This window comes from Enterobacter sp. ECC_219_Taxon_10, from assembly GCF_058354905.1.
Genome location: NZ_CM178005.1, coordinates 56,894 through 79,589 on the forward strand (window position 1 = coordinate 56,894; position 22,696 = coordinate 79,589).

At 58.6% G+C, this 22,696-nt stretch carries 12 protein-coding genes; 9 read left to right on the forward strand and 3 right to left on the reverse strand.

Features of this window, described 5'->3' with window-relative positions:
- Positions 1 to 9: 9 nt before the first annotated feature.
- Positions 10 to 1,335, reverse strand: a complete 1,326-nt coding sequence (locus AC4ICF_RS00265) for a PTS sugar transporter subunit IIC (RefSeq protein WP_316380375.1) — start codon at positions 1,333 to 1,335, stop codon at positions 10 to 12.
- 11 nt (positions 1,336 to 1,346) lie between these two features.
- Positions 1,347 to 1,661 (reverse strand): PTS sugar transporter subunit IIB, encoded by a 315-nt coding sequence (locus AC4ICF_RS00270; protein ID WP_116342898.1) that lies wholly within the window; start codon positions 1,659 to 1,661, stop codon positions 1,347 to 1,349.
- 293 nt (positions 1,662 to 1,954) lie between these two features.
- On the opposite strand from AC4ICF_RS00270, the gene AC4ICF_RS00275 reads away from it, so the two are divergent.
- Entirely contained in the window at positions 1,955 to 2,905 is a 951-nt protein-coding gene (locus tag AC4ICF_RS00275) for a LacI family DNA-binding transcriptional regulator (RefSeq protein ID WP_061096675.1), read from the forward strand.
- A 45-nt stretch (positions 2,906 to 2,950) separates the two neighbouring features.
- On the opposite strand, the gene AC4ICF_RS00280 is transcribed toward AC4ICF_RS00275, so the two are convergent.
- Positions 2,951 to 3,247, reverse strand: a complete 297-nt coding sequence (locus tag AC4ICF_RS00280; RefSeq protein ID WP_316380376.1) for a YicS family protein — start codon at positions 3,245 to 3,247, stop codon at positions 2,951 to 2,953.
- Between the two features lie 139 nt (positions 3,248 to 3,386).
- On the opposite strand from AC4ICF_RS00280, the gene AC4ICF_RS00285 reads away from it, so the two are divergent.
- From AC4ICF_RS00285 to AC4ICF_RS00320, 8 genes are all read left to right on the forward strand, one after another.
- Entirely contained in the window at positions 3,387 to 3,806 is a 420-nt protein-coding gene (locus tag AC4ICF_RS00285) for a GNAT family N-acetyltransferase (RefSeq protein WP_316380377.1), read from the forward strand.
- A gap of 129 nt (positions 3,807 to 3,935) precedes the next feature.
- Entirely contained in the window at positions 3,936 to 4,196 is a 261-nt protein-coding gene (locus AC4ICF_RS00290; RefSeq protein WP_302219449.1) for an antitoxin, read from the forward strand.
- Positions 4,197 to 4,410: 214 nt separating this feature from the next.
- On the forward strand, positions 4,411 to 5,211 hold the full coding sequence (gene nlpA, locus AC4ICF_RS00295; RefSeq protein ID WP_302219447.1) for a lipoprotein NlpA: 801 nt from the start codon (positions 4,411 to 4,413) through the stop codon (positions 5,209 to 5,211).
- 122 nt (positions 5,212 to 5,333) lie between these two features.
- On the forward strand, positions 5,334 to 6,113 hold the full coding sequence (locus AC4ICF_RS00300) for an MBL fold metallo-hydrolase (RefSeq protein ID WP_316380378.1): 780 nt from the start codon (positions 5,334 to 5,336) through the stop codon (positions 6,111 to 6,113).
- Positions 6,114 to 6,139: 26 nt separating this feature from the next.
- The gene (locus tag AC4ICF_RS00305; RefSeq protein WP_316380379.1) at positions 6,140 to 7,093 is read left to right on the forward strand and encodes a GlxA family transcriptional regulator; all 954 of its coding nucleotides are present in this window, start codon (positions 6,140 to 6,142) and stop codon (positions 7,091 to 7,093) included.
- Between the two features lie 237 nt (positions 7,094 to 7,330).
- On the forward strand, positions 7,331 to 8,971 hold the full coding sequence (locus AC4ICF_RS00310) for a ShlB/FhaC/HecB family hemolysin secretion/activation protein (RefSeq protein WP_166709615.1): 1,641 nt from the start codon (positions 7,331 to 7,333) through the stop codon (positions 8,969 to 8,971).
- Positions 8,972 to 8,985: 14 nt separating this feature from the next.
- Positions 8,986 to 22,170, forward strand: coding sequence for a hemagglutinin repeat-containing protein (locus AC4ICF_RS00315; protein WP_491466140.1), 13,185 nt, complete (start codon positions 8,986 to 8,988; stop codon positions 22,168 to 22,170).
- Positions 22,167 to 22,526 carry an immunity 8 family protein gene (locus AC4ICF_RS00320; RefSeq protein ID WP_116342911.1) on the forward strand — a complete coding sequence of 120 codons (360 nt, stop codon included), beginning with the start codon at positions 22,167 to 22,169 and terminating at the stop codon, positions 22,524 to 22,526. The genes AC4ICF_RS00315 and AC4ICF_RS00320 overlap by 4 nt, the downstream gene beginning before the upstream one ends.
- Positions 22,527 to 22,696: the final 170 nt, after the last annotated feature.

A 22,696-nucleotide genomic window follows, 5' to 3' on the forward strand; every position in this document is an offset into this window, starting at 1 on the left:
CTCTTTGACTTAATTGCTTGCGGCTTCAGCGTTACCGACGGTTGCCTGGGCTTTTTGCTCTTCGTTTTTCATCAACGTACGCTCATAGGCGCGCAGGAAGGGCAGATACATCAGCGCGGACATCACCATGCAGACCAGGCACATGATCACCGGACTGAGCGCCCAGTTTGCCGCCCACGAGGCACCAATCGGCGCGGGGGTGGTCCACGGGGTCAACGACACAACCTGTGCCAGCCAGCCGAGTTTGGTTGCGCCGTACGCCAGGCAGGCGTTGACCAGCGGAACGAACACGAACGGGATAAACAGCATCGGGTTCATGATGATTGGCGCGCCGAACAGAATCGGCTCATTGATGTTAAAGAAGCTCGGCACAATGCCCATTTTGCCGATGCTGCGCAGATGCGTGGCGCGGCTGCGCAGCAGCAGGAACGCCAGCGGCAGCGTGGAACCTACGCCGCCAATCAGCAGGTAGTGATCCCAGAAGCCCTGCAGGTAAACGTGCGGCAGCGCTGCGCCAGCGGCCAGTGCCGCCTGGTTTGCAGAGAGGTTCGCCATCCAGAACGGGTTCATGATGCCGGTGACGATCAGCGAGCCGTGGATACCGGCAAACCAGAAGATCTGGCACAGCAGCACGGAGAGCAGAATCGCGGGCAGGGAGTCAGACGCGGACACCAACGGCTCCAGCAGGTGCATAATTGCCTGCGGGATAATCATTCCGGTCTGCGCTTCGATGAACAGGTTCAGCGGGTGCAGGGTACCAATCACCACCATCACCGGGATCAGGATCTCGAACGAGCGCGCCACGCCGGTTGGCACTTCCTTCGGCAGGCGGATGGTCACGTTGTTCTGCTTCAGCCACGCATAGACGCGGGTGGAGTAGATTGCGGTGATAAGCGCGGTGAAGATGCCCTGGCCGGAGAGGTACTGGGTCGAGATTTTGCCGTCGGCATACGGCGCGGCGACCAGCAGGAAGGCCATAAAGGCCAGCAGGCCGGACATCACCGGGTCGAGGTTAAACTGACGCCCCAGGCTCGCCCCAATCCCCACCGAGATGAAGAAGGTCATCACGCCCATGCTGAGGTTAAACGGCAGCATCAGCTGTTCGCGGTAGGTCTGGGAGAAATCCAGCCAGCCGCGGGCGAAGCTGTTGGTGGTATCCGCCGAGAACGGCGGGAAGATGAACACCAGCATAAACGAGCCGATGATCATAAACGGCAGCGCGGCGGTAAAGCCGTCGCGGATGGCAATCACATACTTTTGCTGACCCAGCTTCGCGGCCAGCGGGGTAATTGACTGCTCAATCACCGCGACCATGGATTGATATAACGAACTCATGTGAACACCTTTTAGTGTGCCGCTTTGATGAGCGACAGAGCATAGTCCAGTACTTTATCGCCACGCTGCATGCCGTAGTCCATCATGTCGATGGGCTGCACCGGAATGCCTTTCGTAGCCGCCTTGTCTGAGAGTGTCTGTAACATGTATTTCACTTGCGGTCCGAGAAGTACCACCTGATATTGCGGAAACTGCGTATCAAATTCGGAAACACCGTACGCATCAATCTTTACCGGAACACCACGTTCTTTCGCGACATCGACCATTTTGCTGACCAACAGGCTGGTGGACATCCCGGCAGAGCAGCACAGCATAATCTTGAACATCGACAACCATCCTCTAAATGTAAAAAGTTATTGCGAGGATGATTGGACATGATACGGAAACCGGTTTCCATTCATAAAAGACAGAAGTGTGACAATCATCAAGATCCCTTACTTATGAGGCTAATTAACCGGATGTGGGTCACATAATTTGGCTGTATTTGCGTCATTTTGAGTGGAAACGGAAAATCGGTTTCCATGAAAAACGGAAACGGATATACTCCGTTCTGGCTATAATGTGAGCCGTAGCGGTGATGGAATTTGCAGGCGCGAGGTTAGCCTGCCAGGGGAAAGAGATGTCGACAATCAATGATGTATCACGTCTGGCCGGGGTGTCTAAAGCCACGGTATCGCGAGTGTTGAGTGGGTCACGTGGCGTTAAGGAAGCCAGCCGTCAGGCTGTGCTGAAGGCGGTGGATGAGCTGAACTATCGTCCCAACGTGATTGCCCAGTCGCTGCTGAGCCAGTCGACGGGCTGCATTGGGGTGATCTGCGCGCAGGAAAACATTAACCAGACCACCGGGTATCTGTACGCGCTGGAAAAACAGCTCAGCCAGCATCAAAAACACCTGCTGCTGCGCTTCGCGCATAGCAAAGCGGAAGTGATGAACGCTCTCGAAGAACTTTCCTGCGGCCTGTGTGACGACATCCTGGTGATTGGTGCCCGTTTCCCGCTGGACGTGGATATGGAAAACGTCATCCTGGTGGACTGCATGGAGGCTGATAATTCCAACAGCATCCAGTTCGACCACGCTTTTGCCGCCGAAACCGCCTGTAACTACCTGACCAGCCAGGGACGACGCCAGATTGCCCTGATCCACCCCCACGGCAGCGGGTTTGCCGACCAGGTGCTGCTTGGCTACAAGCACGCGCTGGAGAAAAATTTCCTGCCCTTTAATCGCAACCTCGTCTTTATGGACGCGACCTCCTCGTCCGTTGCGCTGCAGGAGCTGCTTAACAACGCCAGCACCCTGAATTTCAACGCGCTTCTGGTGGCGGACGAGCAGGAAGCTCAGCGGGTGATCCCGCAGCTGCAGGCGTTTAATAAATCGGTGCCGGAAGACATCATGGTCTTCAGTCTTGCCGGATCGCTGCACCTGCCGGGTATTCCGGTGATCCCGGCCATTGAATATTCCATGGACGCGATGGCGGCACGCATCGTGAGCTGGCTGACGGAGAAAACGCAGATGCTCGGGTCCTATGTTCTGCGCGGGGATCTCATCATTCCGGATGTGCGGAAGCGTTAAGCATGTTTTGTCGGCCGGGTAAGCGCAGCGACACCCGGCGAGAACTCAATAATCCTCCATGCAATCCACCTGACTTACTGCATCCCAGTAGGCGTCCAGGTTGTCGCGCTTCACGGCGGTAACGGCATTTTTGATCAGCAGCTGGTTGGCCTCTGAAGACAAAATCATTGCCTGCCAGGCCTTATCGCTCTGCTTTTTCTGCGGCGTACAGGCTTTCTTCACATCTTTCAGAACCTGCTGTTTTATTTGTGCATCCTTTGCCGGATCGTCTTTTTCCTGAGCATGGACAAACGTGGCGAAGAGCAGACAAACCAGCAGGCAGACCAGGTGCGCAGCTTTCATCAAAACCCCCTTGAGAAGTCACAGGCTTCCCATGAAATATATCGTTACATTCAGTGTCGCGACGCCAGTCGAAAGTATGAATTTTCTCCAGAGTGTGGGTATGCGATAGTGAAACGGCAGAAAAAATAAGGAGAAAAATATGCACCTGAGCATTACTGATAATGTCACGACGCAGGAGAAAGAGGAGTTACTGACGGGTCTGAGGGCTTTTAACGGGCAGTTTCTCGATCTGACAAATTTTAGCGGCGACGTTGGGGTTTACGTGCGTGACGATAATGGCGCAATGCTGGGCGGGTTAATCGGCGTGCGTAAAGGCGACTGGCTGAATATCGACTATCTCTGGGTGAGCGACACCGTGCGGGGTACCGGCGTGGGCAGCCAGCTTATCAAAACGGCCGAAGAGGAAGCCAGACGCAAAGGCTGTAAGCACGCGCTGGTGGATACCGTCAGCTTCCAGGCGCGCCCGTTTTATGAAAAACAGGGGTACCAGTTGCAAATGTCTTTGCAGGATTATCCTTATCCGGGCATGCAGCGACATTACCTGGCGAAAGCGCTTTAAGTCCGCTGCGGTGATTATGGATTCTGCTATTTATTGCGAGTCGCTTTCCTAATTTGAAGCGTGCTGCTTGTCTTCTTTTCAGGCCCTGGCGCATGCTTTGGCCTGGTTAAATAAAGCATGGAGATGTCAATGGAACGGACAGCAAAACTCTTCAAAAAGGGGCGGAATCAGGCGGTGATGCTGCCTGCTGAATTCGCGTTTGATACGGAGAGCGTCTACATCCGGCGGGATGAGGTGGGGAATGTCGTTTTAACTGCGAGATCGGAGAAAGAGCGTCATAGAGATAACTTTTTACGTTTATTGAAGCAGACCCATGTTCCAGATTCATTCCTGAGCAAAGAGGAACGTAATCAGAGCTATACAACGAGAGATCCATTTGAAGGGCTCTAGAATATGCTGCGTACAAACGTGCATTCAGAATGGTGCAGGAGCTTGCCGTCGAGGACTGGACGACAACGTCGTGATCCCTGATGCCGGGTAAGCGCAGCGCCGCCCGGCGATACCCGCATATAACTTATCCTTCTTATTGATTCTTTTTCGTTTTTTATTTCACCGCCTCGTTGTCGATATAGTCACTACACCATTCAGCAAAAGGAACTGTCTCGTGAAACGTCGATTGGGTGCTCTGGTACTCGCTGGCCTGCTGCTGGCAGGGTGCGATCAAAGTGGCAGCGATGCCAAACACATTAAAGTGGGCGTCATCAACGGCGCGGAACAGGACGTGGCGGAAGTCGCCAAAAAGGTGGCGAAAGAGAAATATGGCCTGGACGTGGAGCTGGTAGGGTTCAGCGGCTCGCTGTTGCCTAACGATGCCACAAATCAGGGAGAGCTGGATGCCAACGTCTTCCAGCACCGCCCGTTCCTTGCAGAAGATAACAAGGCGCATGGCTACAAGCTGGTGGCCGTGGCGAACACCTTCGTTTTCCCGATGGCTGGCTATTCCCGCAAAATCAAATCCGTGTCTGACCTGAAGGACGGGGCGACTATCGCCATTCCAAACGATCCGACCAACCTTGGCCGCGCGCTGCTGCTGCTGCAAAAAGAGAAGCTCATCACCCTGAAGCCGGACACCGGGCTGCTGCCGACGGCGCTGGATATTACCGCCAACCCTAAACAGCTGAAAATTATGGAGCTGGAAGGGGCACAGCTGCCGCGCGTGCTGGAGGATCCGAAAGTGGATGTCGCCATCATCAGCACCACCTATATTCAGCAAACCGGGCTGTCGCCGGTGCATGACAGCGTCTTTATTGAAGATAAAAACTCGCCGTACGTGAATATCGTGGTGACGCGCGAAGACAACAAAGACGCGGAGAACGTGAAGGCGTTTATCCAGTCCTATCAGTCACCGGAAGTGGCGAAAGCGGCGGAGACGATCTTTAACGGCGGGGCGGTGCCGGGCTGGTAAAGGAACCGGCAGAAAACGCGGTGATTAAATTGGCCCGATTCCATCGGTAATCGCCCTTTAACCCACAGCGTTACCGGCGACGGCTGGCTATCCTCCTTATCACACCAACCGGAGGATAGCCCATGAACATTACCCACATTCGCAACGCCACCCAGCTGATTACCTACGCCGGAAAACGTCTTTTAATCGACCCGATGCTGGCCCCGAAGGGCGCTTATCCGGGCTTTCCCGGCACGGCGCATGCCGATATCCGTAACCCGACGGTCGAACTCCCCGTTGACGTCAACACGCTGCTGGACGTCGACGCGGTGATCGTCACTCATACACATGATGATCACTGGGATCGCGCCGCAGCAGAGCTGATCGCCAAAGATAAACCGATCTACGTGCAAAACGAGCGTGACGCCGCGCTGCTGCGCAGCCAGGGGTTTAGCAACCTGACGGTCATGACCGACGCGACCACCTTTGGCGATATTCAGATTACGAAAACCCGCGGCGGCCAGCACGGTACCGACCGCGCTTACGCCGTACCGGAGCTGGCGGAGCGGCTGGGCGAGGCCTGTGGCGTGGTGCTGCGTCATCCCGACGAGAAGACGCTCTATCTTGCCGGGGATACCATCTGGCGCGAAGAGGTGGCGGCCGATCTGCAAAAGCACCAGCCGGATGTAGTGGTACTGAACGCCGGCTATGCCCACGTCATCGGCTTTGGGCCCATTATTATGGGGCAGGAGGACGTGCTCAACGTTCATTTCCTGCTGCCGCAGGCCAACATTGTGGCGAGCCATATGGAGGCGATTAACCACTGCCTGTTGACCCGCAGCGCGCTGCGTGAGTACGTTGAAGCCAACCAGGTGAGCGATGCGGTGAGCATTCCCCAGGATGGCGAAACCGTTATATTCTGAGTGCGTTAACGGGAAAGGAGAGACAGATGTCGCTAGTCAACGTCGCGATTGTCGCGGTAGACGGGTTCAGCCCATTCCACTACTCCGTTCCCTGCATTCTGTTTGGCGATTCGGTCTCCGGCGAAAAGCGCTTTAATGTGACGATCTGCGCCGAAACGCCGGGGTTTCTTAGCTCAAAAGACGGGTTCGCCCTCAATGCCACGCATGATTACACCGCCATCGGGCAGGCCGATATTGTTGTCGTTCCCTACTGGCAGCACGTTCTTGAATGTCCGCCTCAGACGCTGCTAGACAGCCTGGTACAGGCGAGAGACCGCGGCGCAGAAATCGTCGGGCTATGTCTGGGGTCTTTTGTGCTGGCCTGGGCGGGGATCCTCGACGGTAAACGGGCCGCCACCCACTGGGAATTTGAACGCCAGTTCCAGTCGCTCTTCCCGAACGTCGAGCTGGATATCAATGCCCTCTACGTGGATGACGGCAATATCATCACCTCTGCCGGTACCGCGGCCGCGCTGGACTGCTGCCTGTATATTATTCGCCAGCGCTTTGGCAGCGTGGTCGCCAACCAGATTGCCCGCCGGATGATTGTACCGCCGCACCGCGAGGGCGGGCAGGCGCAGTTCATCGCCCAGCCGGTACCGAAAGATACCCGTGACGCACGCATTAACTGCCTGATCGACTACCTGCAGCAGCACATTACCGAACCGCATAGCCTGGACTCGCTGGCGGAGGTGGTTTCGATGAGCCGCCGCACGCTGACCCGCCATTTTATTAAAGCCACGGGCATGAGCGTCGCCGACTGGCTTACCGCCGAACGCCTGCGGCGCAGCCAGATTTTGCTTGAAGCCGGAAATATGCCCGTTGAGAGCGTGGCGGAGCTGGTGGGATTTAATTCCGCCGTCACCTGGCGGCAGCAGTTTAAGGCACGCTTTGGGGTGAGCCCTGCTGAGTGGCGGAAAACGTTCCGTCTGCATATTTAATGCATTGCAGCTAACTTAAGATTTAAGGGTTAGTTAAACATTTCTTATTTTTTGTTAAGTGACTTCTTACGCTTCTAAAATAATCTTTTTTAAGATGCCATAACTTAAATTAGATATACTCGCCTTAAGAATGCTCTTATATTGTACAAATTATAATTGCGTCTTAATTTTGTGGCATGGATGAACACGTCTAAAATAAAAAATAAAATAATTTCATTTAGAAATTATGCTATTGCTATGTTCCTGGCTGCGCTATTTTCAGCGAGCGCTAACGCTGCACCGCTGTCTCCAGCGGATCGCGATGCTATTCAACAGCAACAGCAGCAGCTTTTACTTCAAAACCAGCAGCAGCGTGACGAGCTGGAGCGGAGTATTCCCCTCCCCGAGCCCGCCAGACCAGGGCCTGTTACCGGCTCCGGGCCCTGTTTCACCATTAACAGCATTACGCTTTCCGGCGCGACCTTAATCTCTCCAAAAAACCAGCATAACCTTGTTGCGCCGTGGCAAGGACAGTGTCTGGATATGGCGAAAATAACGGAGCTTCTGGCCCATATTTCTGACTGGTATATCAGCCGGGGATATATCACCAGCCGCGCCTTTCTTACCGAGCAGGATCTCTCCGGGGGCCAGCTGAATATTGTTGTGCTGGAAGGCCGGCTGGAAGCGATTCGCCTGGAAGGTGAAACGCCGCGGATGCTGAAAATGGCGTTTCCGGGACGGGTGGGGCGCATCCTTAATTTACGCGACATCGAACAGGGCATGGAGCAAATAAACCGTTTGCGCGCCGAGCCGGTTCAGATTGAAATTCTTCCGGGAACCCAGCAAGGATATTCGATTGTTAATCTCACGGCAAAACCGGAATTTCCGTTAAGTGCATCGGTAAGCCTGGATAATAGCGGGCAGAAGAGCACCGGTGAAGAGCAGCTTAATGGCGTGCTCACCGCCAATAATATGCTGGGGCTGGCGGATAAATGGTTCGTCAGCGGCGGGCGCAGCAGCGATTTTGCCAGCGCGTACGATGCGCAGAATTTCCAGGCGGGCGTCAGCGTGCCGTTTGGCTACGGCCTGCTGGACTACAGCTATGCCTGGAGCAACTACCGAACCACCATCAATAACCAGGGGTTCAACTGGCTCTCTACGGGCGATACCAAAACCCACCGCGTCAACGCGTCGTGGGTGGTTTTCCGCAACGGGGATGTGAAAACCGGCATCGCGGCAGGCGTGGTTCAGCGTTCAAGCCGCAACTGGCTCAACGACGCGCCGCTTCAGAGCAGCACGCGCAATCTCTCCAGCCTGATCCTGGGCGTTACCCACACGCAAAAAATGCTGGGCGGCGTCGCGACCTTCAACCCGACCTGGAGCCACGGCATGCCGTGGTTCAATGCCGAAACCGACGAAGATAAATCCGGCGATATGCCGCGGGCTGAATTCCGCAAATGGAGCCTGAACGCCAGCTTCCAGCGTCCGATAGCCCGTAACGCCTGGTGGCTGACCAGCGCCTACGGCCAGTGGTCGCCTGACCGGCTGTACGGCTCCGAGCGTCTGACGCTCGGCGGCGAAAGCTCCGTGCGCGGTTTTAAAGAGCAGTATCTGTCCGGGGATAACGGCGGCTACTGGCGTAACGAGCTGGGATATTCCCTCTTCACCCTCCCGGTGATTGGCGCGGTGAGCGCCACGGTCGCCGTTGACGGCGGCTGGCTGGAGAAAGACAGTCAGGACCGCTTTGCCTCCGGCACGTTATGGGGTGCCTCTGTAGGGCTGAGCAGCGCCGGGCGCTGGTACAGCAGCCAGGTTTCAGTCGGCACGCCGCTGCACTATCCCGACTGGCTCGGCCCGGATCATGTGAGCGTTAACTGGCGCATTGCCTTTATGCTTTAAGAGACTCTACGACTATGGATACCCGTCACCCTCCCGTTCGTTTCTCGCAGCGTCTGATCAGCTGGATTGTCTGCGGCCTGATGATCTGGCAACCGATGGCTCCTGCCGTCGCGGCGGCGCTCACGCCGACCGGGCAGACCACGGTGGATCGGGCGGGGAACGGGGTTCCGGTCATCAATGTCGCCACGCCGAACGGGGCGGGTATTTCGCATAACCAGTTCCAGGATTACAACGTCGGCAAAGAGGGGCTTATCCTCAATAACGGCACGGACCGTTTAACCCAGACCCAGCTGGGCGGGCTTATCCAGAACAACCCCAACCTGCAGGCCGGGCGGGAAGCGAAAGGCATCATCAACGAAGTCACAGGGGCCAGCCGCTCGCAGCTGCAGGGCTATACGGAAGTCGCCGGCAAGGCGGCAAACGTCATGGTGGCTAACCCGTACGGTATCACCTGTAACGGATGCGGGTTTATCAACACCCCCAATGCCACGCTGACCACGGGTAAACCGCAGTTTGACGCTAACGGTAACCTGCTGGCGCTGGACGTAACGAAAGGGGCCATCACGGTTGAAGGCCAGGGGCTGGACGCCAGCAGGAGCGACGCGCTGTCGATTATTGCGCGCGCAACGGAAGTGAACGCCGCGATTCACGCGAACGACCTGAAGGTGACGGCGGGGGCGAACCGCGTTGGCGAAGATGGAAGCGTTAAGCCGATTGCCGGTGAGGGGGCCGCACCCGTGGTGGCTGTGGATACCGGCGCGCTCGGCGGGATGTATGCCAACCGTATCCGCCTGGTCTCCAGCGAGGCGGGCGTGGGGGTGAACCTCGGCAACCTCAACGCGCGGCAGGGGGATATTCAGCTTGATGCGGGCGGCAAACTGACGGTCTCGAACAGCCTTGCCAGCGGATCGATCGCCGCCAGCGGCGCGGGGGTGACCCTCAACGGCAGCCATCAGGCCGGTGGCGCGCTGAACGTGACCAGCTCGCAGGATGTGGAACTCAATAACAGCATGCTCGCCAGCAGCGGCGATATGCGCCTTTCCGGTGAGGGAAAAGTGCAGATGACGGGCGGCGGGACGAACAGCGCGGGCGCGCTGGCGGTCGTGGGCAGGCAGGGGATTGCGCTTTCGGATGCGACGCTGACAGGCCAGACCGACACCATGCTGTCTACCGACGGCAGTCTGACGCAGCGCGGCGGCAGCATCACCAGTAAAGGCGCGCTCAGCGTGGCGGCCGGAAAGGATATCGCGCTGACCAGTACCCGCGTCGGCAGCGATACCCGCACCACGCTGACCAGCGGCGGCACGCTGTCAGCCACGGGCAGTGCAATCTCGGCAGGGGAGAACCTTGCGCTGAGCGGCGGACAGCTGGTGCTGGACGGCCAGAGCCGGGCCGACGCCTCGGGCGATATCCGCCTGACGGGCAGTACCGTCAGTAACCAGGGACTGGTGAATGCGGGGCGCGACATTGTGCTCTCCGGCGACAGGGTGTCAAACGGCGGCCAGCTGGCGGCGAAAGGTCATCTGGATGTGAACGCCGGAGACCTGACGAACGGCGGTACGGCGCAGGGTAACGACGTCACCCTGAAGGGGCAGACGATCATCAATAATGGCACCCTCCAGAGCGTCGGAAAACTGACGTTAAATGCTGATAATCTGGAGCAGCAGGGCGCGCTGAGCGCGAAAGGGGATGCGAACGTCACGGCGCGGCAAACCCTGCGTAACGGCGGCAACCTGCTGGCTGACGGCGCGATGAACGTGACAGCAGGCACCCTTGAACAGAATGGCACCCTGTCCGGCGCGACGGCGCTGACGGCGCAGGCCGATACCCTGACCAGCGGTCAGGCGTCCCGTACTACCAGCCAGGGCAACGTCCAGCTTACCGCCAACCGTAGCGCCAGCCTGAACGGGCAGACGGACGCGGCGGGGGCATTAACCGTTTCCACCAGCGATCTGATCACCGATCGGGATGCCCACCTGCAAAGCGGGCAGGCGCTTACCCTTCAGGCGCAGAATGCGACGCTGAACGGCACCCAGGCGGCAAAAGGAGCGCTGTTGGCGACCGCAGGCACGCTGGCGCACGCCGGGAAATCCACCGGTAACACCCTGAATTTTAACGCGACCAACGACCTGACCAGCAGCGGGGAACTTACCGCCGGTACGATCGGCCTCAGCGGACAGAACATCTTCCTGTCCGGCGTCGCAAAAGCGGACCGCATGACCCTGACGGCAGGCGACCGCATCACCACCCGCGGTTCGCTGGTGGCCGATACCCTGTCGCTGGACGGTGCGTCGGTGGAGAACGGCGGCCTGCTGCAGGGAACCAGCCTGCTCAGCCTGAAGACCGGATCGCTCGCGAACCTGACCGGGGGATCGGTCTACAGCGCGCAGGATTTAACGCTGAACATACCCGTGCTGGCTAACAGCGGTCTTATCACCACCGACGGCATGCTGCGCGTCAAAGGCGACACGCTGACAAACCAGGGTGAAATCAACGGCGTCAGTCTGAGCAGCGACTATCTCAACCTGAGCAACAGCGGACGCCTGCTGGCGGACGAGCGGATCACGCTGAACGGCACCACGCTGGTTAACGCGGGCAATATTGCGGCCAGCGACCTGCACGTGACGGCGAACAGCCTGCAAAACCAGGGCACCGTTCAGGGGGAAGATACCCTGACGCTCGGTGTGGCAGACATCAGTAACCGTGGCGCGCTGCGCAGCAGCGGAACGCTGACGCTCAACGGCGACACGCTTGCTAACAGCGGCGAGCTCAGCGCCACCGCGCTGCTGCTGAACCTGACCCGCCAGGCCGCCAACGATGCCGACGGGCGGGTGATTGCCCGGGACGGCCTGACCCTGACTACCGCCAGCCTGACGAACGGCGGGCTGATGGCAGGTACCGACGCACAGTTCAACAGCGCGGCAGTCACTAACGGCGGCACGTTGCAGGGCACCCATTCCCTGACGGCGACGGGGGCGCAGCTCAGCAATCAACAGTCGGGCATGCTGCTCTCCGGTGGCGCGCTCGATCTGCAACACACCACCTTAAACAACGCCGGGCTTTTGCAGGGCAAAACGCTAAACCTGGCCACCGGCGAGTGGATCAACACCGGTAACGCGCTGGGGGAATCGGGCGTGACGGCGGAGGTGACCGGCGCGCTGACCAACAGCGGCAAGGTTCTCAGCCAGCAGGCACTGGACGTTCAGGCCGGCAGCACCGATAACCGGAGCCAGCTGCTGGCGAAAGTGCTTACCCTGCGCGGCGATCTGCAGAACAGCGGCCTGCTTCAGGGCAGCAGCACGCTGGCCTGGTCCGGCGATACTTTCGCGAACCAGACCCAGGGGCAGGTGACGGGCGGCGAGACCCTGACCCTGAGCGGAAAAAACCTCAGCAACGCGGGCAGCCTGCAAGGGCGCAGCGCGACGCTTGGCGCAGAGAGCCTGAGCAACCAGGGCAGCGTTCAGGCGCTGGACGCCCTGACGCTTTCCGCCACTGGCAGGCTGGACAACAAAGGGGCTCTGCTCAGCCAGAACCTGTTTACGCTGACGGCGGCGCAGCTGTTTAACGACGGCCAGCTGGCCGGGAAAGCGCTGACGGTGAAGGCCGCGCAGCTGACCAACACCGGCATTCTGCAGGGTAACGACGCGCTGGCGCTGACCACCCGCGCGCTGAGTAACAGGAATACCGGACAGCTGGTGAGCGGCAGCAACCTGGATTTACACCTCGACACGCTTGATAACGCCGGTCTGCTGCTGGTGGACGGCGGGTTCACCCTCCGGGGAAGTGACCTGACGAACCAGGGCGATATTCAGGCGCAGAGTCTGGATCTTGGCCTGAGCAACACCCTGACAAATACGGGGAACCTCGTTGCCACTGAAAATGCCATCCTTAACGCGACGACGCTGACCAGCAGCGGCACGGTGGCGGGCAAAACGCTGACCGCAGGCGCAGCGGAACTGCGCAACAGCGGCCTGATGCAGGGCAGCAACGCCGTTAACGCCACCGCCGATCGCTTTATCAACGAGCTGAACGGCAAATGGCTCTCCGGCGGCGGCTTCACGCTGAAGGGCGGACAGCTGACGAACGCCGGTACGCTGCAGGGCGCGACGCTGGGCATGACGGGCAGCACCCTAACCAACAGCGGCACGGTGAACGGGCTGACGGGACTCAGCGGCACGCTCAGCGGGGCGTTAACAAATACCGGGCTGCTGCAGAGCGGCGGCGCAACTACCTTCACCGCGGACACCCTGGAGAACCCGGGGCGCATCATGGGCGGCACGCTGTCCCTCAACGCTCGCGATCTCAACAACGGCGGGCTGATGCAGGGAACGAACGGCCTGGCGCTCACCGGCACCACGCTGACCACGAGCACGAATTCGCGCACGCTTTCCGGCGGCATGCTGACGCTGGATGCCGGCCAGTTGACCACCCAGGGCACGCTGCAGGGGAACGGCGCAGACGTCCGCGCCACCGACTGGTCGCACGGCGGGTCACTGCTCAGCCAGGGAACGCTGACGGCAAATGCAGGCGGCACGCTGACCTCAACCGGCTCGCTGATGAGCCAGGGCGGAGCGGACATCACCGCCCGGACGCTGGATAACCGCGGGCAGCTTCTCAGCGAGGATAACGTCACGCTCGGCGGCAGCACGCTCAAAAACAGCGGCACCGTGCAGGGGAAAAGCCTCACGCTGAGTCAGAGCAGCATTAACAACCAGGGCACCTTAACCGGCCTGCAGAGCCTGACCCTGCAGGGGCAGCAGCGGCTGATGGCGCGCATGGCGATGGCCGCGCCGCAGCAGGAACTCATTAACGGCGCAGGCGGCAAGCTGCTTACTCAGGGCACCCTGACGATGACGTCCGGCGCGGTGACCAACGCCGGAAGCTGGCAGGCACAAAATATCCTGCTCAACGCCCAGTCGCTCACCAACAGCGGCGCGGTGCAGAGCGCAGACGCGCTGCAGATGACGCTGGCCGACACGCTCACTGGCACCGCAGGCAGCAAGATTACCGCGCTGGGCAGCGCGACGCTGCAGGCTGCCACGCTGGCGAACCAGGGGCAATGGGCGGCGAAAAACCTGACGCTGAAAAGTGGCACGCTCAGCAACAGCGGCGCCATCAGCGGCGTGAACGGCCTGACCCTCAGCCAGACCGGCGCGGTGAGCCAGCAGTCATCTGGCACCCTGCTCTCCGGCGGGGCGCTGAACGTCACGGCGGCCAGTGTCACCAGTGACGGGAAGATTCAGGGGAGCACGCTCGGCATCACCACCGGGGCGCTCACCAACGGCGGACGTTTGCAGGGCGATAACGGCGCGACGCTGGCCCTCAGCGGCACGCTGACCAACAACGGCGGGGGCGAAATCGTCAGCCGCGATGGCCTGACGCTGACCACACCCGCGTTGTTTAACTACGGCCTGATCCAGGGCGGCGGCGAGACGCGCGTGACCGCCTCCTCGCAGGCGCGTAATGACGGCAGGCTGCTTTCCGGCGCGCGCCTGACGCTCGGCACGCCGCAGTTCACCGGCACCGGCTGGCTGCAGGCCACTGACCTGATCCTCAATGCGGCGAACGCCACTAACGGCGGCACGTGGGTGGCCGACCGGGCCACCCTGACCGGCACCACGCTTGCCAGCCAGGGCACCACCCAGGCGGGACAGCTGACGGTTAACTACGGCCATCTGAACAACAGCGGCACGCTGCTCGGCAACGCGCAGCTGAATATTAATGCCGACCAGGTGACCCAGAGCGCGGGCGGCAAGCTGCTGAGCGGCGGCAACCTGTGGCTGCAGAGCCGGGGGCTGGACCTCACCGGCCAGCTGGTTTCCCTGGGCGATTTAACGCTGCAGCTGACGAACGCGTTTACCAGCCGGACCGCCGTGGCGGCAGGCCGAACCCTGACCATCAGCAGCGGCGGCGACATCGATAACCGCAGCGTGCTGCAGGGGCAGGCGGTTAACCTCAGCGCGGGCGGGCAGCTCAGCAACAACGGACAAATCACTACCGGCGGCGGTGCCAGTATGCTCTCTGGCAGCAATGTGGCGCTGAACGCCGCGGGCTCGGTGCAGGGCGGGGGCGATATCACCGTGGCCAGCCGGAGCAATATTACCGTCGACGGCTTCACCGGCACGCGCGGCTCGCTGACTCTCAGCGCGCCGGGCGCCATCGTCAACACCGCGCTGCTGTATGCGGCCAATAATCTGGCGCTGTTGGCCGACAGCATCACCAACCAGCGCGGCGACATCATGGCGGGGAACAACCTGTGGATGCAGCGGGATGCAGCGGGGAATGCCAATAGCCAGGTGGTGAATACGTCGGGGAATATTGAGACGCAGGGTGGTGATATTACGATCAAAACAGCATATCTGCGCAATGAAGCAGAGGGGCTGGTCGTTAATCAGCGTGAGCAGCAATATCCGGATGCCATTCCGAAGCAGTCACCTTATTTGCATGGTTCCTATTACGGTAAGCAGAAACCCGATATTGAAATCAGTCTGGAAGAGTGGAAGCACAACGGCACTAACGTGGTGTTTGATGAATATGAAGAATGTCGGGCAGGTGGGGGCAATAACAGCGGGCAGTGTACACGTGGGATTGTATATCGTCTTCTCGGAGAAGATATCAGGCAGTTTATCCTCAGCGAGTCAGTCGTAGAGGCTTCAGCTACAGGAGGTACGGCTCGTATCACCGCTGGACGTGATATCACTGTTAATGCCGGAACCCTGGATAACCGCGCGAGTAATATTCTGGCGGGGCGTAATATCTCCCTTTCTGGTGGGACATTAAACAATTTCTCAGCCGAAGCCGGTCGACGTATTACCTACGTGCAGGCAGAGTATCATTGCGAGTGGTTTTTCTCAGATTGTGCTGACCCTAAATGGACACCGTTGTCGTCATACGGTGAGGGTAAATGGTACTGGTGGGATGATGACCAGCGAAAATATCGTAGCTGGGTACCCTATAAACTAGGCGAACAAAAAACGGAATATACTGGTGAAAGTAGTACGTATCGCGCCGTCATTCAGGCAGGCGGTAACGTCACCGCGAACTTCACCAGCAATATCAGCAACACCAATACCACCGCCAACGCGGGCGGCGTCAGCAACGTTATCTCCGCGCCGTCCCTGAACACCCTCAGCAACCAGACCATCGGCAGCGGGGTGCAAAAACAGGGGCTGAGCAATACCGGTACCGTGGCAGTCAACTCGCCGCAGTGGAACGATCAGCTCCAGGGTGCGCTGCAGCAGCTTAACGGCGGCGGGGCGCTGGAAAATGGCGGTGCGTCCGGCACGTCTCTCAGTAACATTGCCACCACGCAGAAAGGTAACGCCAATCTCGGCCAGCTGGGCGCGCTGGCGAACGCCGGGGCCACCACCGCCGATCTCCGAACCGCTCAGGGCGGTGCCGTCGGGCATTATCAGGGCCAGCGCGTCGATACCAGCGCTTACCCGCTGCCGTCGGGCAACAACGGCTATTTTGTCTTCTCCGACAACCCGAAAAGCCCGTACCTGATCAGCATCAACCCGAAACTGAACGGTCTCGGGCAGCTTGATCCCACCCTGTTTGCCGACCTGAACGCGATGCTCGGAGTCAAGCCGTCGTCCACGGCGCCGCAGGAGACGCGGCTGGCGTTTACCGACGAGAAGCAGTTCCTCGGCTCGTCTTATATGCTGGGCCGCCTCAACCTGAACCCGGACTATGATTATCGCTTCCTCGGCGATGCAGCGTTCGATACCCGCTATGTCTCCAACGTGGTGCTCAACCAGACCGGCAACCGCTACCTGAACGGCATCGGCTCCGATCTGGATCAGATGCGCTATCTGATGGACAACGCCGCAGCGGCGCAGCAGTCTCTTGGCCTGCAGTTTGGCGTCTCGCTGACTGCGGATCAGATTGCCGCGCTCGACCACAGCCTGCTGTGGTGGGAGAAAGCCACCGTCAACGGCGAAACGGTGATGGTGCCGAAACTCTACCTGTCGCCGAAGGACGTCACCGTCAATAACGGCAGCGTGATCGCGGGCAACAACGTCACCCTGAAGGGCGGCAGCATCACCAACAGCGGCAGCTCGCTGCTGGCGAAAAACAGCCTGACGCTCGACAGCCAGAACAGCATCAGCAACCTCAACAGCGGCCTGATGAAAGCGGGCGGCGACCTGAACCTGAGCGCCATCGGCGACATCAATAACATCAGCTCCACCATCAGCGGTAAAACGGTCGCGCTGGAGAGCCTGGACGGCAGCATCAACAACCTGACCCAGGTTGAGCAGATTGATATCAATGCCAAAGGGAAATACAGCAACATCAGCCTGAAAGACACGCTTCTGGGCAACACGGCGTCCATTACCGCACAGGATGGCCTGTCGCTTGAGGCGGGGAAAAACATCACCGTGACCGGGGCGAACCTGGCCTCCGGCGGCGACATGCTGCTGAACGCGTGGGGCGATATTGCCGTCAACGCGAATCAGATCAACGACGCATACAGCTCCAGCCGGGAGAAAACCAGCCGCTCGTCCGTCACGTATCAGGGCAGCAACATCACCGCGGGCGGCAACCTGCTGGTGAATGCCGGGCACGACCTTGACGTGACCGCCAGCGACCTGAAGGCGGGCGGCAGCGCGGGGCTGAGCGCGGGCAAAAATCTCAACCTGAACGCGGCACAGACCAGCAAAAGCAGCCAGAAAGGGAAAAGCGAATCCCACAGCACCGGGATCGACCGCACCACAATTTCCGCAGGCGATAACCTGGTGCTGAAGGCCGGGCAGGATATCAACGCTCAGGCCGCCGCGCTGGCGGCGGAGAACAATGTCGGGCTGCAGGCGGGTCGCGACGTGAATCTGGCTGCGGAAGAGACCACGCAGGGCGACAGCTACAGGTCAGGCAAGAAAACCGTTATTAACGAGTCGGTGCGTCAGCTGGGAACTGACATCACGGCGGGTGGGAATGCGACGGTTGTCGCCGGACGGGATGTGACCGCGCAGGCAGCGGATATCTATGCCGCAGGCAATACGGCTGTGGCCGCCGGGCGGGATATCACCCTTACCACGGCGACCGAAAGTGACTATGCATACCGGGAAGAGAAAAAGACGTCCGGCGGGTTCCTGCGTAAAAAAACGACTCACACCATCCATGAAGAAACGCACATACGTGAGAAAGGTACGCAGCTTTCCGGCGATAACGTTGCTCTCCAGGCAGGTAACAACCTGACGGTGCAGGGCTCATCAGTTGCCGCTGAGCGCGATGTGGCCCTGAAGGCTGGAAATGATCTGACCGTGGAGGCAGCAACCAACACCGACACGTTCTACGACATGAAGAAGACGAAGAAATCCGGCGTTTTCTCCAGCGGGTCGGGATTGGGTATCACCATCGGGTCGCAGTCTTCAAAAAGCACCCGACAGGGGGCAAATACGACGCAGAGTGATGCCCGCAGCACGGTGGGTACTACTGGCGGTAATGTCATCATCAGCGCCGGAAATAACGTCCAGCTCAGTGCAACAGATGTGGTTGCCGGAAGAGCGAAGGATGATGCCTCCCGCAAAACCGGGCATATCGATATTACCGGCGACAGCATCGCCATCCTTCCTGGCCGGGATACGACCACTCAGTCTATGAAGCAGGAGACCAAATCGTCTGGCGTCACGGTCAGTGTGAAAGCGCCATTCGAAGACACGGTGCGTAACGTGCGTGATATCGTGCGCGGTAAGGGTAACAGCGGCAACAGTACCGTCGATAAAGTGAAGGGACTGGGAGCTGAAGGCGGTGCGCTCGGGCTTGACGGACCAGGACAGATGATGGCCGTTGCCGCAGGCACCACCCGGTCTTCCTCTGAGTCGTACTACGAGGGCGAGTTTAACAGCGGCAGTCATCTTGCCGCCGCAGGCAATATCCAGATGACTGCCACCGGTAAACAGGGAGGCAGCAACAGCGGCAATATCCTGATTGCCGGGAGCCAGGCTAAGGCCGGTGAAACGGTGATCCTCGATGCGAAACGCGACGTTGATATCACCACCTCCACAGACAGCGAGAAATACGGCAGCAGCGCTAAAAATAGCGGCTGGAATCTTTCGAGCGACCTGAATGCCGGAAGTGCTGTTCGTGCCATCTCGGGTGGGGGTTCCCACGGCAATCAGCTCCTGCCGGGCGGGATGAGCAAGGCGGAGAACAACAGTAGCGGCACCCGGACCACACAAAACGCGTCGGTCATTCAGGGCTCAGATATTTACATTAACAGTCGTGACGGCAGCGTGAATGTCAGCGGCAGCCGGATGACCGCCACGGATGATCTGTTGCTGTCAGCCACAAATGGAGATATCTCCGTTTCAGCCGGACGCGATACATCACGTAATGAGAGCAGCGGCAGCAGCAAATCGCTGGGAACGCTGGGAGGCGATAGTTACAGCGCCACAGCAGGCTACCGCCATGAAAAAAACAGCAGTCGGGAAGATAGCAGCCTCGAAAACGGATTGCGCAGCCAGCTAAGCAGCAAAAACGGTAACGTTGTCGCACAGGCAGGTAACGATCTTTCCCTGTCAGGTACGGATATCCGTGCCGGTAAATCGGTCTCACTCAGTGGCGAAAATGTACTCATGGGGGTGAGCCGGGATACCCGTGACGGTGAAAACCACAGCAGCAGCGCTCAGTATGGTGTGACGGCATCTGCTGGTGGTTGGGCTGTCGATGCTGCAAAAGCCGCTGAGACGGCTGCCCGCAGCGCAGAAAACGGCGATGACCCTAGGCTGACCGCCATCAGAACAGGCCAGTCGGCGGCAACCGCGGCACAGGGCGCGATGTCGGACTCGTCGCTCATCAAAGCTAAAGTGTCTTTAACGGCGGGGACGTCATCACAGGACAGTCGTTACCATAGTACGGACACGCAGGGCACCACCATTACTGCCGGTGAGAATGTCTCTGTCCGAGCCGGAAATGACATTGCCGGCACGGGGGTGCAGATCGCGGGTAAACACGTGGCGCTGGAAGCGGGTCGGGATATTCTGCTGGCGGCCTCCCAGAACACAACCACCTCTGAGAGCAAAAATAGCGGTAGCCAGTTTAGCGTGGGGGCTGGTGTGAGCCTGATTGGTGCGCAAAACGGCATCTCGGTGGAGCTGGGGGCGTCACAGCATAAGGGTAAGGAAAACAGCCAGTCGCAGCGCAATACCAACAGCGTTGTCCATGCTGATGAACAGCTCACGGTGAACAGCGGACGCGACACCACCCTGAAAGGCGCGGAGCTGGAAGGTAACCGCGTGGTGGTGAACACTGGACGCGATCTCACCATCAGCAGCGTGCAGGATATGGCCAGTTATGACAGTAAGCAGTCTTCGTCAGGCGCGTCCCTCAGTCTGTGCATACCGCCACTGTGTTATGGTGCCTCTTCCGGTAGCGTCAGTGCATCGGGTGAGAATATCACTCAGAATGGTAAGAGCGTTGCTGAACAGAGCGGGATATTCGCAGGCAAGGGCGGCTTTGCTGTCACCACCGGAAATCATACCCAGCTTGACGGCGCGGTGATTGCATCCACGGCGTCTGCTGATAAAAATAGCCTCGACACCGGTACGCTGGGTTTCAGTAATCTTCACAACGAGAGCCAGACCAGCGGCAACAGCTACACGGTGGCGCTTTCCGGCAGTGCGGGTGGCAGCGGAAACGGTGAAAACCGCAACCTGGCACCTGCTATCGGTACAGGTCAGGGAGAAGAGAGCCACACCGGGACGACCTCATCAGCGGTGAGTGGCGGTAGCATTGTCATTCGCAACCCGGCGGAACAAAAACAGGATATTGCTGACCTGAGCCGTGATACGGCTGACGCCCACCACGGCGTGGACGTGAACGGTGATGTGCAAAAGGTCAGGGATAACCTGGCGGTCCAGAGCGAAGGCGCGGCGCTGGCCACCTCTGCGCTGGATGCTTACGGCAAGTATGCGGAGCAGAAAGCGCGGGAATCCAATGCGGCGCTGGGCGCGAAGCTGGCGTCAGAAGGAAAACTGCAGGGCGATACCCCGCAGGAGCAGGAAGCGTTCCTGAAGACGCAGCCTGGATACCAGAATACCGAATACGGTCCGGGGAGTGACTTCTGGACGAAGGGCAGCGCAGCGGCAGGCTTACTGGCAGGTGCGCTTGGCGGTAACCTGAAGGCAGGCGCGGCAGCGGGGGCGGCCCCTCTGCTGGCGACCCTGGTCAAGGAGCAGAAGGACCCGACAGCCCGTGCCGCGCTGCACGGTATTGTGGCCGCGGCGCTGACGCAGCTGAGTGGCGGGAGCAGTGCGGATGGCCTGAAGGCCGGAGCCATCGGTGCCATTACGGCCTCGGCGATGACCGACCATCTGGTCAGTGCGTTGTATGGAGATAAAAAATCCAGTGACCTGACAGCGGATGAGAAACGGCTGGTCAGTAGCCTCGTGAGTATCGCGGGAGGTCTGGCGGGCGCTGCGGTGACGGATGGCAGTGTCTCCATGGCGGCGATGGCGTCGGAAACGGCGAAGGTGGAGGTTGAGAATAATTCGCTGAGTAAACTCGCCCTTGAAGGATGTGCTATCGCAGCGCCCTGCCGGACGAAAGTTGCTGAGCAGTTGCTGGAAATCGGGGTGAAAGCCGGTATTACTGGCGCTGCGGCGAAAACACTTGCCGACAAACTGACTACTGATGAACTGGATCATCTTGTTACCCTGGAAATGATGGGCAATGATGAGATCACCAGTAAGTATCTCAGTTCGTTGCAGGATAAGTACGGTTCCGGGAGTAATTCGAATCCGAATATTGGCAAGGATCTGACGGATGGTGAGAAGGCAGAGCTGGGTGGCGCGGGATCAGGCACGCCGGGAGGCTGGGAGCCGCAGGATGAGGAGAATGCGCGGAGCACTGAATCTCAACCAAATAAATCCGATGTCAATAATATATCTTCCCTACCTGTCGAAGAACAGATAGGTATATTGAGGGATGCGGCAAAAGGGAACAAAGGTAATTTTGGTTTAGGCCAGGCTACTGCTAAGGACGCTAACGCATTAGGTGAAGCATGGGTAGGGCCAGGGTATAGAGTATCTAGTGATGGTACCGCATGGGTAAGTTCTGATGGGTTGAGAGTTTATCGCCCACCTTCATCTAAACCAAATAGTCCTCATGCCACGACTGGGGTTCAGGCCAATTTTGAACAAAAACTGACGCCAACGGGAAGACCTATTAGCAATGGACATCTGGATATAACTAAATGAATATTGAATTGAAAGGGCTGAGATCGCTGGAACTGGAAGATAGTTTAATAAACTATTGGCCAACCGATCCTGTCAACTTTAGTTGTTGGATCAGAGCAATGATCGGACCCAATGATCAAGACGGTGCTGAAGCTTTTGATATGTTGGTATGTACGCCAATTTGGCTTCAAAACGAGCTAATATCAAATACGGTTTTGTCTGGTAAAGGAATGATCATTGTCGAAGAATATGATTATGATGAGATCCTTTCTTACGTAGAGAAAAAGGTCATTGCCTGCAATGATAGTGATTGGTCAAAAGCAGCCATCAAATTAAGTCGACTCAGTTTCTGGGAATATGAAGATTATCAGCCTTAAGTAGTAGAGATCCCGGCCACCGGGCCGGGATCTTCTTTTAGCCGTCAGGCTCACCTAAAATGCCCGTCCCGGCCCCTAATCACCGGCACATCGCCGATATCGTTTAGCACTCCCGCTGCACCACGCTGGGTTTCAGTAATTTCCACAACGAGAGCCAGACCAGCGGCAAC

Coding starts and splice junctions, on each gene's coding strand:
- AC4ICF_RS00265 (WP_316380375.1), bottom strand. CDS start 1,335: ATGAGTTCGTTATATCAATCCATGGTCGCGGTGATTGAGCAGTCAATT.
- AC4ICF_RS00270 (WP_116342898.1), bottom strand. CDS start 1,661: ATGTTCAAGATTATGCTGTGCTGCTCTGCCGGGATGTCCACCAGCCTG.
- AC4ICF_RS00275 (WP_061096675.1), top strand. CDS start 1,955: ATGTCGACAATCAATGATGTATCACGTCTGGCCGGGGTGTCTAAAGCC.
- AC4ICF_RS00280 (WP_316380376.1), bottom strand. CDS start 3,247: ATGAAAGCTGCGCACCTGGTCTGCCTGCTGGTTTGTCTGCTCTTCGCC.
- AC4ICF_RS00285 (WP_316380377.1), top strand. CDS start 3,387: ATGCACCTGAGCATTACTGATAATGTCACGACGCAGGAGAAAGAGGAG.
- AC4ICF_RS00290 (WP_302219449.1), top strand. CDS start 3,936: ATGGAACGGACAGCAAAACTCTTCAAAAAGGGGCGGAATCAGGCGGTG.
- AC4ICF_RS00300 (WP_316380378.1), top strand. CDS start 5,334: ATGAACATTACCCACATTCGCAACGCCACCCAGCTGATTACCTACGCC.
- AC4ICF_RS00305 (WP_316380379.1), top strand. CDS start 6,140: ATGTCGCTAGTCAACGTCGCGATTGTCGCGGTAGACGGGTTCAGCCCA.
- AC4ICF_RS00310 (WP_166709615.1), top strand. CDS start 7,331: ATGTTCCTGGCTGCGCTATTTTCAGCGAGCGCTAACGCTGCACCGCTG.
- AC4ICF_RS00315 (WP_491466140.1), top strand. CDS start 8,986: ATGGATACCCGTCACCCTCCCGTTCGTTTCTCGCAGCGTCTGATCAGC.
- AC4ICF_RS00320 (WP_116342911.1), top strand. CDS start 22,167: ATGAATATTGAATTGAAAGGGCTGAGATCGCTGGAACTGGAAGATAGT.